The organism is Virgibacillus tibetensis, assembly GCF_036026595.1.
In the GTDB taxonomy this organism is placed as follows: Bacteria; Bacillota; Bacilli; order Bacillales; family Amphibacillaceae; genus Virgibacillus_P; species Virgibacillus_P tibetensis.
The window spans coordinates 1-17,428 of record NZ_JARZFX010000028.1 but is presented as its reverse complement, the minus strand read 5'-3'; the positions used below and the strand labels follow the sequence as shown (position 1 = coordinate 17,428).

The following is a 17,428-nucleotide window of genomic DNA, read 5'->3' as shown; positions in this document are numbered from 1 at the left end:
ATTTGTCAAATCGATCATTAAACAGTTCAAAAATGGTATTAAATGTCTAAAAATACAAGCAAATATTTTAGGTGACTGCTATAATGGTATTAAGTTTTGCAGGGAAATAACCGATATAATATACAGGATATATAAGGAGTAATAATTATGCAGGATCGAAGCCCTCTTTTAATATGGATCAATAAATTATCCCCAGTTCAGGTTCTATTGATCTTCTACTTTCTAGCAGTTCTTGTTTCTACTATTGTGATGTCAATGCCCTTTGTTTACCAGGATGGGGTTGACATTCCGTTCATAGATGTTGTCTTTACATCTGTAAGTGCATTGAGTGTAACTGGGCTAAGCTCTATAACGATAGCAGACACTTTAAGTACTTCCGGTATTATTCTTCTTGCCTGTATTCTGCAGTTAGGTGCAGTAGGGGTAATGGCAATTGGAACATTTATTTGGTTAGTATTAGGTAAGAAAATTGGACTTAAAGAACGCCGTTTAATAATGACAGATCAAAACCAGACTTCATTTGAAGGAATGGTTCGTTTAATTATACAAATTGTTTATGTACTCTTAACCATTGAATTGATTGGTTTTATCATTCTCGGCACTTACTTCCTGCAATATTTTCCTACAGCAGGAGAAGCGTACTTAAATGGTTTCTTTGGTACAATTAGTGCGATCACTAACGGAGGATTTGATATTACAGGTCAATCACTGATTCCGTTTAAAGATGATTATTTTGTGCAATTTGTTAATATGCTCTTAATTATTTTTGGAGCGATTGGATTTCCGGTGTTAATAGAAGTAAAAGAATTTATTTTTGCGAATACAGACAATCGCCGGCATATGCGCTTTAGTTTGTTTACGAAAGTGACGACGTTTACGTTTATGATTTTAGTCGTTGTAGGCGCCTTATTTATTTACTTATTAGATATAAATGGTTTTTTTGCAGACAAGTCCTGGCACGAAGCTTTTTTCTATTCATTATTCCAATCTGTCACAACTAGAAGTGGCGGTTTATCTACAATGGATGTGAGTGAGCTCTCTGATCAAAATCATTTGTTTATGTCTTTATTAATGTTTATAGGAGCTTCTCCAAGCAGTGCCGGTGGTGGCATTCGAACTACTACATTTGCTTTAGTGCTTATATTTATATTTACTTACGCTAGAGGTGGGAAGAGTCTTCGTATTTTTAAGCGCGAAGTATATAATGAAGACTTATTAAAAGCTGTTACAGTAACCTTAATGGCATTTATAATTGTATTTTGTGCAATCTTAACTATTTCGATTGTAGAACCGTTCTCTTTAACAAAGATACTTTTTGAAGTCACATCTGCCTTTGGAACAGTAGGTCTTTCACTTGGTATAACCAGTGAAATTACCACATTCAGCAAAATTGTTCTTATGTTATTAATGTTTATTGGCAGAGTTGGAATAATTACATTTATATTTATGTTCAAAAACAACAAGAAAAGTGGTAATTATCATTATCCAAAAGAAAAATTAATCATAGGATAACTGTTTTTAGTTGGGAGAGGAAGTTTATGTCTAAGGGGAAAGTTGAATTACCATTCCATCCTAAAGTACTATCTAATCTAAAGGAAGCTATCCTTTATGTGCATGAAAAAGGAAGTATTATTGAAGGGAACAGCCCGGCCTTTTCGTTACTCGGCATAACTGAAACAAGTAGTATTTCGATTTATGATTATTTGGACTTTAAATCATTAAAGGAAACGGGCAATTCACATTTGTTGGTTGAACCGGCAAATAAACCTAATACGCTAATTGAAGTTAGATGCATTCAGGTTAATCGCACACTATATTGTTTACTTATGAATGATATCACGATAAAAGGGAAGTCCGAGGAAGTAAAAACATACATAAATTGCCTGATTGACCCTAGTGTGGAAGGAATGGTTATGTATGACGGAGAAAAGATTATTGATTGTGATGAAACATTTGCCCATATTTTTGGTTTCTCCCTTCAAGAGATAAATACAATGAAGTATACCGAACTGCTTGACCGTGACAGTGCTCATAAATTAATAAATGAAATCCAACAATATCCGGGTAAACCTTATCAGCTAACAGGGAGAAGAAAAGATGGGCTGCCAGTTTATCTTGAAGTAATAGAGCACCCTTACAATAATAAAGGGAATATAATTCGGGTAAGTATAGTAAGAGATATCACGAAACAGGTTGAAAATGCGAAGATGATAGAATATATGGCTTATTTCGATGACCTAACAGATTTGCCAAATCGTAACTTTTTTATAAAAATGCTGGATGATGCTATTGTTAATGCCAGGAAGAATGAGGAATTACTAGCTGTGTATTACTTGGATTTAGATTATTTAAAAGAGATTAATGAGACGCTGGGTTATGCTTTTGGTGATAAGCTGTTGAAAGAGTGTGGGACCAAGTTAAAGACGTTTCTTCAAACAGACACGTTTATTGCTAGAATGAGCGGCGATGAATTTTTAATTTTAAAGTATGGAATTCCTGCTAAAGCCAATGCAGTTGAACTAGCAGAAAGTTTAATTACAGCGTTTGAGAAACCAGTTCAAATTGATGATTATGAAATTTATACATCGATTAGCATTGGTATAAGTGTTTTTCCAGATAATGGTCTTAAGACCCGCGATCTTATTAAACAAGCTAATTCTGCAATGTATGTAATTAAAGAAAAACATCGAAATAATTATAAGCTATTTGAATCATCTATCTCGGAAAATTTTAAATCGATGCTCACCATGGAAAGCGAATTACGAAAAGCACTGAGTAAAGACCAATTTGAAGTCCATTACCAGCCTCAAAAGAATTTAAAGACTGGAAAAATAATTGGAATGGAAGCATTACTGCGCTGGAATCACCCCGAAAAGGGTTACATACCACCATTAGACTTTATATCGCTTGCTGAGAAAACCGGGTTAATTATTGAAATAGGAGATTGGGTAATTAAAGAAGCATGTATTCAGAACAAAACATGGCAGGACAACGGCTATACGCCTGCTGTTGTGAGTGTAAACCTTTCAGCTAAACAATTCCATCAAAAGTCACTTGTTGAAAAAATAACAAGCATTTTGGAGGAAACAGGTTTGGCTCCGGAATACCTGGAGTTGGAACTAACTGAAAGTATGGCCATGACGAACGAAGATTATATCTTAGCTACCATGCAGCGTTTGCGACAACTCGGTGTATGGGTTTCAATAGATGATTTTGGTACGGGATATTCGTCTTTAAAATACTTAAGTCTTTTCCCAGTAACAAAACTAAAGATTGATAAAATGTTTATGGATGGGACACAGAAACAAAATAGAGCAATCGTAAAGTCTATAATTCATATGTCACACTCCTTGAATATGAAAGTGATTGCTGAAGGGGTAGAAACAATCGAGCAGCTTACCTTCTTGGAAGAAGAAAAATGTGATGAGATGCAAGGATTCTTTCTAAGTAAGCCACTTCCTCCTGAACAATTTTCTAAGCTATTCGCTACGAGTAATTAAAATCTAGACAAATAAAAGGAAATGCCACTTCCGTTAAGAGAGGTGGCATTTCCTTTCTGTAAATGCTTTAAGCAGATAATACTGTTTTATTTACAATGCTTCTTCCTTGGTGATTGTGCCCGTACTCTCCTGTTTGTCCGGAAGGAGCAGGCTGAAAACAACTCCAAATAAAGCAGCTATAAAAAAGGTCGTAAATCGAGATGTAAGCAGCTCTTCCAGTGGCGTTGAAATCCATAGTAATGTAGAAATCAAACCGGCAGATATAGTCGCTACAACACCTGCGCTGGAGTACCGTTTCCAGAAAAATGTCAGTAGAATAGCAGGGGAGAGTGTGCAACCAACACCTGCCCAGGCCCAGCTTACAACAAGATACAAGAGTGAATCTGATACAAGTGCTATAACCATTCCAATTAAGCCGAAAATAACAACAGAAAAACGGGATAACCATACGAGTTGCTTGTCCGTCAGTTGGACGCCTAATGCTTTATGAATAATATCTTCACTCACTGACCCCGTAACAACCAGGAGTTGAGAGTTTGCTGTTGTTATAATCGCAGCTAACACACCAGCTAGCAGGAGACCAGCAATCCAGGGTGGCATCAGCTGGAGGATCATGGTTGGCAGAATAATTTCAACATCACCAAATGAACCCTGATCATACATAGCAATCGCGGCTAATCCGATTAAAAATGCTCCACCATAAGCTAAAAATGTCCATATAACGGCTACAATACTTCCATGATTGGCTTCTTTATCATTTTTTAATGCCATGAATCGAGCGCTAAGCTGTGGTTGACCACCCAAGAAACCAAAAAACCAAGCGAAGTTATTAAAAAACAATACCCCTAATGCAAAGCCTGTTAAGCCACCAAACCAAGAGTCAAAGGAGGACCCTGCACCAACAAGTGATTGACTTATTGATAAATCGTTTGTATTTATATAAATTAATGCAGCAATTGGAAGAGCAACCAAAGTGATGACCATCATTACACTTTGAATCATATCTGTCCAAACTACAGAAATAAAGCCCCCTGCAAATGCAATGATAATTATAATAATCGTTGCTAGGACGATACCACCAGCTGGAGAAAGTCCAAATGTTGTGAATAACATTTTCCCTGCACCGGCCATCTGTGCACCAACATAGAACATCATAAAACCTACAATCAATAGGCTTGCTAACCAGCGTATTACATTCGCTTTTTGCCCAAAGCGTGCAGCTAAGTAATCCGGAAGGGTCAGGACATCATATTTTTCAGTTTCTCTCATGAATATTTTTGCTAAAAAAAGCCAGGAAAAAATAATACCCAGAGCTATTCCTGCCGCAACCCATATTCCTGATAAACCTGTCATAAATACAAAACCCGTATAACCAAGGAGCAGCCAAGCTGATTCACCAGTTGCTCTTTCAGAGAAAGCCAGGACCCAGCCGGGAATTTTTTTCCCTCCTAGTAAAAAGTCAGATTGGGTTTTACTAATTTTACTGAAATAATAACTGATCCCAATAATGATAGTACAATAAATAATAAACTGAACCATAATTATGTTCATCATTTAACCTCCATGTTTATTTTAGTTCTTCAGTAGAAGCAATAATAGCGATGAAACTCCCCTGTAAACGCTTACAAAACTACAGGAATAAATCAACTCCTTTTGAAAGATAAAAATGTGTCTTAATTAAAGCCATATCTGTAGGCAATTAGAAGTAAAGTACTTCTAATATGTAAAAGAAATATGCATGTGGAATACGTGATGATCAAAGGGAGGAGGTTCTTACAGCAAGTAACCTCCTATACAATAGCTCCTTCAATAATCAGTTCTTTTTCATCAAACCTTTCAAAGCGCAACGGGGCCAGATCGATTGTCTCATATCTTCCTTTTAATACTAATTCAGAAAGCCCTTTACCTACTGCTGGTGCTTGTTGCATACCGTGTCCACTGAAGCCACATGCTAGATAATATCCATTTAGCCGTGGATGCTCTCCAATTATGGCATTTTGATCTACTGTGTTGTAACTGTACATACCAGCCCAGCCTGTAAGAATTTTTGCACGTTCAAAATTTGGTATTCGATGACTGAGCACTGGCCATAACTGATCGAGGAAAAAAGAGCGTTTCCATCTAAAGTCTATGCCAGGTTTTACTTCTTCGGAGAATCCTGAAATTAATGTTTTTCCTTCGTGGCGGAAATAGACTCCTGTTGGATCAACAGTTAATGGAAGGTCGCATGTTAACTCTTCTGCAATATCAAATTGTATAATTTGTCTCTTTAATGGTACCACAGGAATTGGCATCCCAATCTTACTGCTCAGTTCTGGTGCCCATGGTCCTGCACAGTTAATAACAATAGGAGCTTTATATGTATCTCCATTAGCTAATTGAACTCCTGAGATGTTTTGTCCCTCCGTTATAATGGATTCTACTTCTTCATTAATGTAACTTGCACCCAGCTGTTTTGCTTTGCGAATGTACCCTTGCATCACTGAGTATGGATCGAGGTACCCATCTTCCTGACAAAACAGACCACCACTTAGATCTTCAATGTTCAGTTCAGGGATGATAGATAATAAATCTTCTCTACTTAATAATTCGGAAGGTACACCAAAGGATTTTTGTAGACGATTTTGCTTATCCAATTGCTCCATATTTTCACTTTTGGATAAGAAGAGGTAGCCGTGTTGTTTGAAATCTATTTTGGCCGCTTCATTTCCAATAGCCATGTCGTGAGAGAAGGTCATATACTTTTTTAGACTGTATCTGCTGATTTGTATATTAATTGCTGTTGTAAATAGTTGCCTAATACCACCTGCACTTCTTGGTGTGGATGAAAATTCATATATATTATCCTTCTCGAAAATCGAAATGCTTCCATTGTAGCCGTCATTTAATAAATTAAATGCAATGCTTGAACCAATAACTCCTCCTCCAATAATAATGATATCGGTTTTTTTACTCATGTGATCACCTCTTGTGAGTTATTTTGACTATTCATAACATTCATTTAACCTTAAGTTAACTATGAAATCTATAGTCAACATGACTAAAAATTAGAGTGATAATTGCATTAGTTTTAAAAAAACACATTACTGTGATAAAATAAACGATAATTATATACTTAATAGGAGGGAGAGGGTAGCAATCGAATCATTAGTGCAATCTGCACAAAGAGTAGTGAAAGCGGTTTCAGATATTTCTCCTTTTCCTATTAGCCTGAGTGATGAAACAGGTTATATTATTGGAGACAGTAATCCTAGCCGGATTGGAACGTTACATTCACCTTCTATATTAGTTATAAGAGAAAATCGATTTCTTTCTTTTGATAAAAATAAAGTATCGCAAATGGATAACGTGCTGCCAGGGGTTGCTGTGCCGTTAATATATGATTATGAGACAGTTGGAGTTTTAGGAATTATAGGAGACCCGGAAAAGGTAAAACCATATGCCAATCTAGTGAAAAGATATGTAGAATTGATGTGGCAGGAAACTTTCCATCAAAAAATGGAGGACTTAGAAAGAAGCTCCAATGAAACATTTTTGCAATACATATTGCTCAATGAGTCATTAAATAAAGAGAAAATCATTAAGTATTGTGAAATGCTTGGCATTAACTATTTCTTAAAGAGATTTTGTGTAGTTATTGACATAGGAGATTCCCTGTTGAATAACAGAAACGTTATACAAAAGTTATTACCTGCCGATCATTTGAAAAAGCTATTGTTGGAGTGTACATCAAGAGTGTTTGAAAGTACTGATGAATCGATCTGCACTTTTTTGAATACGGAGAAAATAGTGCTCTTAATGCCAGTCGAGTCAGATAATAAATTTCTGGAATTAATGAAGAAGTTTTCTGATCAGAGCAGCCAACTTATGAAATTAGTTGAACAATATCATGTATATGGGGTGGCTATAGGAGCAGGCAATCCATATTCCACTCTAAAGCACATCAATCAATCCTACCATGAAGCTGAACAGGTAATAGAATTTGGTAAGGAACACAACTTATCGCCGCCTATTTATAATTATTGTGATTGGGATGTATTGTCGCCGTTACTCTCCGCTAAAATGGATGAGAATTTAAAGGATAAATTACTGTTTCGTCTAAAACCATTCATCGGTTCATTTGGATTTTCCGAATTGGCAAATGACTTTATGATGTACTGCAAAAACAATATGAACAGCAGCAAGACAGCAAAGGAGCTCTACATTCACCGAAACACGATGATCTATCGACTGAAAAAGATAGAGACTATTACGTCATTGGATCTGGGAAACTTTGAACATTGTACCATGTTGTATTTAATTTTAAAAAATTATGTGGATGTAAAAAAATAGTAGCTTGTGCTATAGATGGGATAGCACAAGCGTATAGTTAGCAATAAAAAGCGGCGCCTACAATGATTAGAAGAATAAAAAGCACCACGATAAGCGCGAAGTTGCTTCTAATTCCAGCCGTGTGGCAGCCATAACCATGACCGTATCCATAACCGTAATCCATTCACTTCACCTCCCGCACTTCTTACAGTTATACTATATGTCAATTAATTCAAAAGCGTTTAGACGTTTTACCCAGGGAAAACTAAATACCCAAAGAAAAATAACTGCAGCTTCGTTTAGAAGCAGCAGTTATTACTTAGTGAATAATTTATCGTCTTTCCGAAAGAAGACTCCTTCTTCAAGCGTGTGAAGGGCAGAGCCCAGCGGTAAGGGGGAGATGAATTTCGGTTGGCGTTAGCCAAAAAGATCCTCGCTATGGCATAACGAGAACAAATGTTCTTGTGAAAGCGAGGTGAATTTGATGCTAGTCAACAAAGCGTATAAGTTTCGTATCTATCCCAGCAAAGAACAGGAAATTCTAATTGCTAAAACAATCGGAAGTAGCCGTTTTGTGTTCAATTATTGTGGGATCGTGCATACAAAGAAACAGGTAAAGTTTAACGTATAACGCATGTTCTTCTCAACTAACACAACTAAAGAAAGAATTAGGATGGTTAAAAGAAGTTGACAGCATTGCCATTCAATCCTCATTGAAAAACCTTGCTGATTCATATTCACGATTTTTCAAGAAACAGAATAAAGCACCACGATTTAAGTCTAAAAGGAATAGAGTACAGTCTTACACAACCAATATTGTCAAAAACCACGACATTATTGGTATTGAAGATTTGCAAGTGTCGAACATGCTAAAGAACTACAAGTTAGCAAAAGCCATTAGTGAAGTATCGTGGTCACAATTTCGTACCATGCTTGAATACAAAGCAAACTGATATGGTAAACAAGTTGTAGCGGTTGCGAAGAATTTCGCATCAAGCCAACTATGTTCAGGTTGTAGCAACCGTAATAAAGACGTTAAGAATCTTGCGCTACGTAAATGGACTTGCAGTCATTGCAACTCGCATCACGATCGTGATCTTAATGCAAGTATGAATCTTAAAAATGAAGCGATAAGACTTCTAACCACAGGAACTGCGGGGATAGCCTAATAAATAACTGGCGGTTACGTTGGTGTTCTTAGGAATCTCCCACTTCAAACTACCGCAAGGTCGTTAAGTGGCGAGAGGTTCAATTATTAGTAACTGTGATTATTTTTAATTGATCATTTTCATAACCAATAATAAAGTCGAATGTATGTGTTTCTTCGTTTGTCTCTTCTTTATTTGGCAATTTAGTTTCGATTGTTAAATCAACAGTACTGTTAACCTGGTTCTGGTCGGTAACTTCACTCGAAATATCTGAATAACTTAAGTCAACTATATTTATATAATCTTCTCTAAATTGAGAATAGGATAATTCGGATTGTTTTGCACTCCCCAATAGGGTATATGCATTTACATAATCTCTGATCTCAATGCTCTCCAGAAAATAGTCTATTATATATTCAGCATCCTGTAGGGATTGTTCAGGATCATAGGAGTTAATAATATCTGCAGTACTGGCAAATTCCAATTGTTCATTCTGTGCCTCGTTGGACCATTGTTCCACCTGGCTTATTACCTCATTGACTGGAATACTAAAGCCAATAGTTCCATCTTCTGTGCCTACGGAGTTGATTCCGATAACCTTTCCGGTTTCTCTATTAATTAATGGCCCACCACTATTACCATGCGTAATTTGAGCGGATATCTGGTATACATTTGAATAATCAAAACCATCAATATGAAAATTGCGCTCAGATCCAGAAATTATCCCAAGTGTAACGGTATTTTGAAATCCGTGTGGGCTACCTAGAGCAATTACCTCATCACCAATTTCTGCTGTTTCTTCTTTCTCAACAGATAAGTAGCCCTGGCCTGAAAGCTGTGGCACACGTATTACTGCAATATCTAATTCCTCGCCAATTCCTACTACAGCAGCTGGGTAGATTTGGGCATTGGCAGTTCTGACATAGACTGCTTCTGCATCTTTAATTACATGTGCATTCGTAATGATATCCCCTTTTTCGTTATATAGGAATCCGGAGCCAGTAGAGGTGTTGTATTCATTATGCCCTTCAATTTGAATTACGTTTTTCTCTGCTTCATGAATTATTGACTTTAGATCAAGTGACTGAGAAGACATGGTGACTTTATTAACCACAGGGTTACTTACGGATAGTTCCTGTGAATTCCAGTAATCATAAATAACAATCATACTACTAATTCCAATAATAATAACCGCAATGGAAACAATGATTGGAAGGGACCTTCTTTCACGCATTGATCTTCACCTCACTGTTTGTATTTATTAATCTGTATACCATGTAATTTTATTAACCACTATCTCCAGGTTTTTTCCTTGTTCATTCATGTCAAAATGAGTGAATTCAAAATTACCTTTCTCTCCAGGATAGAGCCTGTCAGGGTACACATAAATTTCATTGGATAAAAGTTCTATTCCTTCTCTATTTAACAGAGCATACTCAACTAATATGGAGTTGATAGGGATCGTAGCAACGCTTTTTACTTCTCCCTTTACAACTAATCTTCCTTGATCATCACTATTAATTGCTGCCGAAAGCAGATCAATCGCATCATTCTCATTTACTTGCTGTTCTTCAGCTGCAGTGTTCATTGCTTGTTCCAATCTTTGTTGCTGAGCTGTTTCAAAAGCATCTTGTTCATTTTCTATCGTAGTTTGCAAGCTTAGTAGTTTTTCAGAATCCGGGGCATATTTCAGACCATCTTCTACAAGTATATATGCATCATTAAATTGTTTTTTATTAAGTTGTTCACTTGCTCTGGAAAAGGTAAAATCTATAATTTGATTCTTAATGTCCAATGTAATTGAATTTGCATCCGGATCATTTATAGCATCTGCTTCCCAGAGGAGTATTTTTAGGTTATCAATATTCGGTTCTTGCTCCAGAACGTTCTCCAGTTGAGCAATCTTAATCGTATTTCTTTTTGTTACTATTTGTTCAATTAGTTGATTTACGGCTGGACCGTTAAAATTTCTTAAATCGTTTTCGGCTTCCGTTATTAATGACAGGGCCTGCTGATAGTCCTGTTTCTCCAATAGATCAGTAGATTGTGCCATTGCCGCTTCAACAGTTAAGGCTTTATTCATGAAATCAAGGGATACAGCAGCCTGAGGAAAGTTTTTCTTATAATTTAATGATTCTTCAAACAAAACCCTTGCTTCTTCGTAATCTTCGTTAAGTACGCTTTCTCCACCTTGTTCAAATAATTCTTTTGCTTGTGTTGAATAATTTAATAAAACTAGATAAAAAACAGATGAAGAAATTAATAATAACAGCAAAATTCCTAAAGGAAGAAACCAAAATTTATTAAATTTCTTTTTACGATTCATGCGATGGTATATATCTGAAGGTAATTGTTTCCCACATTTGATGCAAAATTGTTCATCTTCTTTGACATTTGTTCCACAATAAGGACAATGGAGCATTCTTTCACCTGCTTTACTCAATGAGGTTAGATATAAGCATTTATAAATAAAAGCTTAAGATGTATACTTTATTTCATTTTATCATATTTTTACTTTATTTAGGGGGAGTATATTGGTATTATATATGAGAGGTGTGTTTTATATATAAACTGGATTCATGTATTCTGGATTATACATAGACGATGTGAGGGAGGTGCAAGCTCATGTGGGAGCTAGCTTTTGGAATTGTTTGTTTTGGGATAATAGCACTTAATATAGGATATTGCATTTTTGACAGGGAATAATAGAGAATGATAGGGCCGGAGAAATAATCCGGCCCTTACTTGTACCGTATGCTACAGGGAAAACGAACTAAAATAGGTGTATTATAACTTGTCGGTGAAGTGTTCTTTTCTAAAGCTTGCCGGGATTCATTAGTCAGGCAGCTATCTCGTTCTGGACCATTCATTAAATGGAAAAATAATAAACTCCGATCTTCCAATGATATCATCTTCATCTATAAACCCTAACCCGTTTCTGCTGTCCTTACTAATTGCACGGTTGTCTCCCATTACAAAATAACTGTTTTCCGGTATATGTATCGGGCCAAAATTACCAGTTCTTCTTTGAGCGTCTTCACCCAAGAAACTCTGTTCGTATTTATCTCCATTGATAAACAGATTGCTTCCGTTTATTTCAATTGTTTCTCCCGGTAGCGCGATTACTCTTTTTACATAGTTTTTAAAAGGCCTTTGTATAATGACAATATCTCCGCGGCTAGGTTCATTAATTAAATAAATAGCTTTATTAAAGATAACTCTCTCGCCACTTTCTAATGTAGGATTCATACTTTCACCCTCTACAATGGATGTAGCGAATATAAAAGATCTTATAAAGAAAGCAATCAGCACAGCAATAATAATAGCTTTAGCCCACTCGAACCATTCATTTTTTTTCTTTGTTTCTGTCACCGAATACATCCTTTCCGATGTAGCTATTTCATTAATATAGTAGCATAGTGATCATTGCTATACGAGTAATATATCCTGTTCTATCAAGGAGCAGGAATAGAGTGCTGAAAGTCATCTTGTAAAGCGAAATAGTGAGGAAAGGCTTGTCACTATGCACTTAACTGTGCTAAAGTAAAGTAAATCATCAGAAGGAGGGAGCTAGACTACTATAATGAGCGCCCCAGAAAATCTTCTAAAACGTATAGAATTTCTAAGAAACAAAATGACGGTAGTTGCACTGGAAAAAGGTTTCACTAATTTGGAATCGGTAGCGATAAGTCAAGAGTTGGATCGACTATTAAATCTTTATGAGAGTATAAAAAGAAATGAAGCAAATCAATAGAAAGTTGACAAATCAACTTTAATTTTTCTTCTGTAAAAATGCATCTAAACGGTTTAAGCCTTCTGAAATTGTATCCATATCATATGCATACGAGAGTCTCATGTAGCCCTCCCCTATAGGTGAAAAACTGTCTCCTGGCACCAAAGCTACTTTTCCCTTTCGGACTAAGTCCAAACCTAATTGGAAAGAGCTCATTTCTTCGACTGGAAATTTCGGGAAAAAATAAAAAGCACCCTCTGGTTTATTAACATGCAATCCCATCTTAACTAATCTTTCATAAACGTAATCGCGTCTTATATTATATGAATCACGCATTCTGATAGCATCTTCCTTCCCGTTAAGCAATGCTTCGAGAGCGGCATACTGGCTTATTGAAGATGCGCAGGATACATTATACTGATGTACTTTTATTAGGTGTTCAGAAAGCCATTTGGGTGCAAGGACATAGCCGATTCGAAAGCCCGTCATAGAATGTGACTTAGAGACTCCGTTAATGACGATTACTTTATCTTTCATACCGTCAAAGCTTGCGATAGAGGTATGTTGTATGTCATATACTAATTCACTGTAAATTTCATCAGCTACTATGAAGATATCTTTTTCCCTGAGTATTGAAACCAGTTCTTTCAGTTCTTTATAGGAAAAAGAGGCTCCTGTAGGGTTTGAAGGATAGGGCAGTACAATGCATTTTGTATCATCACTAATGTGCTGCAATAGTGTCTCCTTCGTTAATTTAAACGCATCTTTCGTTGTATCCACATAAACAGGTTTGGCACCTGCCAGCTTTATTAATGGTTCATATCCTGGATAAATTGGTCCAGGTAAAATCACTTCATCGCCTGGATTTAAAATAGTGCGAAAAGTAATGTCGATTGCCTGTGATGCTCCTGTAGTAACAATGATTTCCGTTTCGGGATCATAGCTAATTTCGTAATTAACTTCATTATAACGGGATATTGCTCTTCTTAGTTCGATTAATCCGGCATTATGGGTGTAATTTGTTTTATTTTCTCTTAATGCCCCAGCAGCAGCGTCTTTTATATGCTCTGGTGTGTAGAAGTCAGGTTGTCCAATTGTTAATGATACAACATCCTGTTCATCTGCTACGAGGTTAAAAAATCTTCGAATTCCGGAAATCTCAATATCTTGTACTGTTTTATTAATTAAATGACGCAAAAGGGTAACCTCCATTTTTAAATTTTAGAAAATGTTATAAAGTGTTCAAACAATTTAGATTAATCAGCCGTAAAATAGGGTATAATAACAATGTAGCTTAAAAGGAGTGTATCATATGAGACCAAAAACGTTAAATTTTGAACAACTTGTAAGTCAGAATAAGCAAGAGTTGTTAGAAGATGAAAAAATTATGTCACAAATAGAATTACGTATTGAGAAGAAACAAGAGAAGCAAGCATTACAAGAGCGTAAAAATGCTAACTAGTTTCGAAAACAAAAAACAGGAGTACTGACATTTCAGTACTCCTGTTTTGATTTTAAATTCTTTTAAAAAGAATGTTATTTTCCAAATGGACGTGTTGAAAAGTGTTGGACTCCATTTCAGATAATCGGGCATAAGTAATACGATATGAATTACAAGCATCTGCTGGTGGTTCAAAATCACTTGTAATTTCTCTCATGCTTTTCAATAGATCTCCAGTTGCTTCATGCTCGTCTTCCAGCTCAGCATTTACTTCATGAATGTGCTGTTTGAGTGCTTCACTAGGATTTTGTTCATACTCTTTAATCAAAGGAAACACGACGCCTTCTTCTTTAATCATATGTTCTTCCATATCCACCTTAAAGGCGTTATACAGGCGATGCAATTCTTTTAGATGAGTGTGGTTTGTTCCATGTACACGAAAAATCTTGGTTACAAATTGCCCAAGGGCAGGAAGTTCTTCATTTAAATACGTATGATGGGTATGCACAACATGGTCAACCAATTCTGATAGAGGAACTGTATCCCAATCAGTTAATTCGTGGTCTTCCATAGCCCAGTTTTCATAGGCTGTGTTTAGTTCAGACAACACTACTGCCGGGTCCAGCTTTTTTTCCGTAAAAACTTCAAAAAGAGGACGGTCTCCACCACAGCAAAAGTCGATTCGACTTTTTTTAAATAAGTCACTTGCTTTTGGAAAAATCTTAACAATTTCAGCTGGTGTATGTTCAGCGCTAAATGAATTCATTATCATTACCTCCTAATTGTGGATCTGTTTAAATGATAAATGTTTTCATTTGATTTTTCCGTGATGCAAATCACTTAGAAGAAATAGTTAGCCTGTCCTGGATAGTTGTTTTATCTTTGGTTTAGAGTACACCTGCATTAAAATAACAGCCCCTATGATGAAGCCCATTCCAAGAATTTGAACAAATGAAAATGCTTCGTGAAATATAAATACCCCTATAAGTGTAGCTACAACTGGTTCTATTGTAGATAAGATAGAAGCCTTTGAAGCTTCTGTCTGGTTTAATCCATAAGTATATACAATATAAGCAAATGCAGTAGGCAGAAAACCCAGTCCAAATGCAAAGAGCAGAACTGTTGGATCCAGTAGTAAATACGATTTTTCCTGGTACGGGAAAAATGGCACTAAGGCTACGGCTGCAACAATAAAAGTATAGGTGGTAATACTGAGACTTGTGTATTTTTTTAATGCAAATTTGCTGAAGATACTATAAAGTGCATAACCAATACCAGAACCAATCCCAAACAGAATACTGCTGATTTGGAGTGCTTGTAAATTTAAAGGGACTATACCAACCACTAAGCATGTTCCCAAAAGTGTAACAAATAAGGAAATGACTTTTATTCTAGTAAGGGGTTCTTTAAAAAGAAAAAAAGAAATAATCGTTACAAATGCAGGCGCTGTGTACAATAAAGCTGTTGCTACGGGTATAGTTGATAATTCAATAGCTGTAAAAAGACAGTAATTAAAAAAGATGATGCTTAGTATACCTGTACCTAAAAAGTACTTTATATCACTTCGCGCTTTTAGTTTGAGTTTTTTTGGTGACACGATTAATAAGTATGCTACCAATAAAATCGCAGAAGACCAGGCGCGCAATGTTACGACTTCCATTGCTGTAAATCCAAACTCGTATAAATTTTTCACATACCAGCCAATGGTTCCCCAGAGTGCTGCTCCGATTATTATGTATAGAAAAGCTTTGTTCACATTACCAATCCACCTTTTTAAGACTTGTATAAAGTGATTATATCAAATATTTAATAATTTAAAGGGATAAATGTATATTATTGTTTATATAAGTAGAAACTGTTTACTAGCTAAGAAGAAAAGGTGGTTTCTATGCATGCTTATTCTGTAGGTTATTGGATTAGTATACCTCAGCTCGCAGCATTAGGTATAAAAGAAGAGTATATATATTTTGCAATCATAACGATTGGAATAGTTAGTAGTTATTTATTGATAAACCCTATTATTAATTGGGTTGTGCATCTGCAATCTGCAAGATTACTAAGTTATATCTTAAGCAGCCTGATTATCATTGTGCTCTTTTTCATTGTTGTATTGATAATGGGAGAGGTACATCCGGCCATGTTTGGATTGTTTAAGTTTGGATTACAGGGATTAGCTTCATTCGGAATTATTTTATTACTATATTATAGCTATAAGCGAATATTCGGTAATATATAGAGGTGGAGCCAAAATTAAATAGTATGCGAGATGAGATTCAATAAAAAAACAAAAACGTATGAATTTCATACGTTTTTGTTTTTTTATTGGAGTACTTGTACATATTATGCTACTCACCGTCTTTAACACTAAATCTATTATGCATAGTTTCCAGCCATTGAAAGACCGGGTGAAAAACCTCGTCAGGCGATTGGAGGTTTTCGGGTGCTGCTTCCATCACCATATCTTTTTCAGACTCTGTTAATTTTTCATATTTATCCTTCAATGTATGCGTTTGGTTAGCGTAACGATGCAACTCATAAATGAAGTCTTTAAGTTCAACCATTTCGCTGCCTCCTTTATTTATGTTGTACCTTTAAACTAAGGGATTAAAACATAAATTTGAGCAGGAGTTAATAATTACGATGCGTTTTTTTAGGTGGCCATTCCATTTTCCCTAAAGAAGAAGGGGTGAAATAGGAAGAAGAGTATTGTTTTTGTGTAATTTTTTTCTTTTTTGGCTTCCAATCAATATATCGATAGATTACATTTTTCGCTTGAGATAAAGCCATTTTAGCTTGTGGGTTCCGGTAATTCTGATCCAGTGAACCTAAATGCTCAAGTTCTTTGAAGTCTTGTTTTGTTGGAGGTATATGAAAATAATAAGCATCTACTTTTACAAGTAGTGTGGAGTGTTGATTACTGAATTTTGGATGTTCAGAGAAATGAAGACCTATTTTTTCAGCACGCTTCTCGCTTAGTAATCGATTAATTGCCTCTTTTTTTATAAAATATAAATGCTGTGGTTCTGGCGCCGTTTTCGCATGACGATTAACTGTATATAAGGCCTTTGCTATATCAGCTAATTGAACTTCGCTCTTCATATTACTTCCTCCTTTCCAGTATAAATTAATAGCTTGTCTTTATCCTATCGCAAAGCTAGAATTTCTGCAAATGAACTTATATTAAAAACTTGTTTTCTAAAAGCTAGGGACTATACGAGAGATTACTTTGTACTAAAGCATAGCAGTATTTCAGTGAGGCATATTGCGATTACACGGTTACGAAACGAGCCATAAA

At 35.9% G+C, this 17,428-nt stretch carries 17 protein-coding genes and 1 pseudogene; 7 read left to right on the top strand and 11 right to left on the bottom strand.

Annotated elements, in window-relative coordinates; translation table 11 throughout:
- Positions 1–147: 147 nt before the first annotated feature.
- Together QGM71_RS21390 and QGM71_RS21385 are read left to right on the top strand one after the other, a co-directional pair.
- Entirely contained in the window at positions 148–1,512 is a 1,365-nt protein-coding gene (locus tag QGM71_RS21390) for a TrkH family potassium uptake protein (RefSeq protein ID WP_327609583.1), read from the top strand.
- A gap of 26 nt (positions 1,513–1,538) precedes the next feature.
- Positions 1,539–3,500 (top strand): bifunctional diguanylate cyclase/phosphodiesterase, encoded by a 1,962-nt coding sequence (locus QGM71_RS21385; protein ID WP_327609582.1) that lies wholly within the window; start codon positions 1,539–1,541, stop codon positions 3,498–3,500.
- A 90-nt stretch (positions 3,501–3,590) separates the two neighbouring features.
- Here the strand turns inward: QGM71_RS21385 and QGM71_RS21380 are convergent, their stop codons facing one another.
- Complete coding sequence (locus QGM71_RS21380) at positions 3,591–5,054, bottom strand: sodium/proline symporter (RefSeq protein WP_327609581.1); 1,464 nt, start codon at positions 5,052–5,054, stop codon at positions 3,591–3,593.
- A 236-nt stretch (positions 5,055–5,290) separates the two neighbouring features.
- Positions 5,291–6,457, bottom strand: coding sequence for an NAD(P)/FAD-dependent oxidoreductase (locus QGM71_RS21375; protein ID WP_327609580.1), 1,167 nt, complete (start codon positions 6,455–6,457; stop codon positions 5,291–5,293).
- Between the two features lie 193 nt (positions 6,458–6,650).
- Here QGM71_RS21375 and QGM71_RS21370 point away from each other — a divergent pair, with 193 nt between their 5' ends.
- Positions 6,651–7,832 (top strand): CdaR family transcriptional regulator, encoded by a 1,182-nt coding sequence (locus QGM71_RS21370; RefSeq protein WP_327609579.1) that lies wholly within the window; start codon positions 6,651–6,653, stop codon positions 7,830–7,832.
- Positions 7,833–7,869: 37 nt separating this feature from the next.
- Here QGM71_RS21370 and QGM71_RS21365 read toward each other — a convergent pair whose 3' ends face one another.
- Complete coding sequence (locus QGM71_RS21365) at positions 7,870–7,995, bottom strand: YjcZ family sporulation protein (RefSeq protein WP_327609578.1); 126 nt, start codon at positions 7,993–7,995, stop codon at positions 7,870–7,872.
- 300 nt (positions 7,996–8,295) lie between these two features.
- On the opposite strand from QGM71_RS21365, the pseudogene QGM71_RS21360 reads away from it, so the two are divergent.
- A pseudogene (locus tag QGM71_RS21360) lies at positions 8,296–8,980 on the top strand (RNA-guided endonuclease TnpB family protein).
- Between the two features lie 79 nt (positions 8,981–9,059).
- On the opposite strand, the gene QGM71_RS21355 reads toward QGM71_RS21360, so the two are convergent.
- The 3 genes from QGM71_RS21355 to lepB all read right to left on the bottom strand — a co-directional run bounded on the left by QGM71_RS21355 (position 9,060) and on the right by lepB (position 12,331).
- Complete coding sequence (locus QGM71_RS21355) at positions 9,060–10,193, bottom strand: S1C family serine protease (RefSeq protein WP_327609577.1); 1,134 nt, start codon at positions 10,191–10,193, stop codon at positions 9,060–9,062.
- 27 nt (positions 10,194–10,220) lie between these two features.
- Positions 10,221–11,381 (bottom strand): zinc ribbon domain-containing protein, encoded by a 1,161-nt coding sequence (locus QGM71_RS21350; protein WP_327609576.1) that lies wholly within the window; start codon positions 11,379–11,381, stop codon positions 10,221–10,223.
- Between the two features lie 425 nt (positions 11,382–11,806).
- Positions 11,807–12,331, bottom strand: a complete 525-nt coding sequence (gene lepB / locus QGM71_RS21345) for a signal peptidase I (RefSeq protein ID WP_407703073.1) — start codon at positions 12,329–12,331, stop codon at positions 11,807–11,809.
- Between the two features lie 211 nt (positions 12,332–12,542).
- On the opposite strand from lepB, the gene QGM71_RS21340 reads away from it, so the two are divergent.
- Positions 12,543–12,713, top strand: a complete 171-nt coding sequence (locus tag QGM71_RS21340; RefSeq protein WP_327609574.1) for an aspartyl-phosphate phosphatase Spo0E family protein — start codon at positions 12,543–12,545, stop codon at positions 12,711–12,713.
- Between the two features lie 18 nt (positions 12,714–12,731).
- Here the strand turns inward: QGM71_RS21340 and QGM71_RS21335 are convergent, their stop codons facing one another.
- Positions 12,732–13,889 (bottom strand): aminotransferase A, encoded by a 1,158-nt coding sequence (locus QGM71_RS21335; RefSeq protein WP_327609573.1) that lies wholly within the window; start codon positions 13,887–13,889, stop codon positions 12,732–12,734.
- Positions 13,890–14,004: 115 nt separating this feature from the next.
- Between QGM71_RS21335 and QGM71_RS21330 the strand changes: the two genes are divergently transcribed.
- On the top strand, positions 14,005–14,154 hold the full coding sequence (locus QGM71_RS21330) for an FbpB family small basic protein (RefSeq protein ID WP_327609572.1): 150 nt from the start codon (positions 14,005–14,007) through the stop codon (positions 14,152–14,154).
- A 52-nt stretch (positions 14,155–14,206) separates the two neighbouring features.
- Here the strand turns inward: QGM71_RS21330 and ric are convergent, their stop codons facing one another.
- A complete protein-coding gene (ric, locus tag QGM71_RS21325) occupies positions 14,207–14,899 on the bottom strand; it encodes an iron-sulfur cluster repair di-iron protein (protein WP_327609571.1) in 693 nt (230 codons plus the stop codon).
- An 87-nt stretch (positions 14,900–14,986) separates the two neighbouring features.
- Positions 14,987–15,889 (bottom strand): DMT family transporter, encoded by a 903-nt coding sequence (locus QGM71_RS21320; RefSeq protein WP_327609570.1) that lies wholly within the window; start codon positions 15,887–15,889, stop codon positions 14,987–14,989.
- 132 nt (positions 15,890–16,021) lie between these two features.
- Here QGM71_RS21320 and QGM71_RS21315 point away from each other — a divergent pair, with 132 nt between their 5' ends.
- A complete protein-coding gene (locus QGM71_RS21315) occupies positions 16,022–16,369 on the top strand; it encodes a hypothetical protein (protein ID WP_327609569.1) in 348 nt (115 codons plus the stop codon).
- Positions 16,370–16,478: 109 nt separating this feature from the next.
- Here the strand turns inward: QGM71_RS21315 and QGM71_RS21310 are convergent, their stop codons facing one another.
- Positions 16,479–16,694, bottom strand: a complete 216-nt coding sequence (locus QGM71_RS21310; RefSeq protein ID WP_327609568.1) for a hypothetical protein — start codon at positions 16,692–16,694, stop codon at positions 16,479–16,481.
- 67 nt (positions 16,695–16,761) lie between these two features.
- Positions 16,762–17,232, bottom strand: a complete 471-nt coding sequence (locus tag QGM71_RS21305; RefSeq protein ID WP_327609567.1) for a YkyB family protein — start codon at positions 17,230–17,232, stop codon at positions 16,762–16,764.
- Between the last annotated feature and the right edge of the window lie 196 nt (positions 17,233–17,428).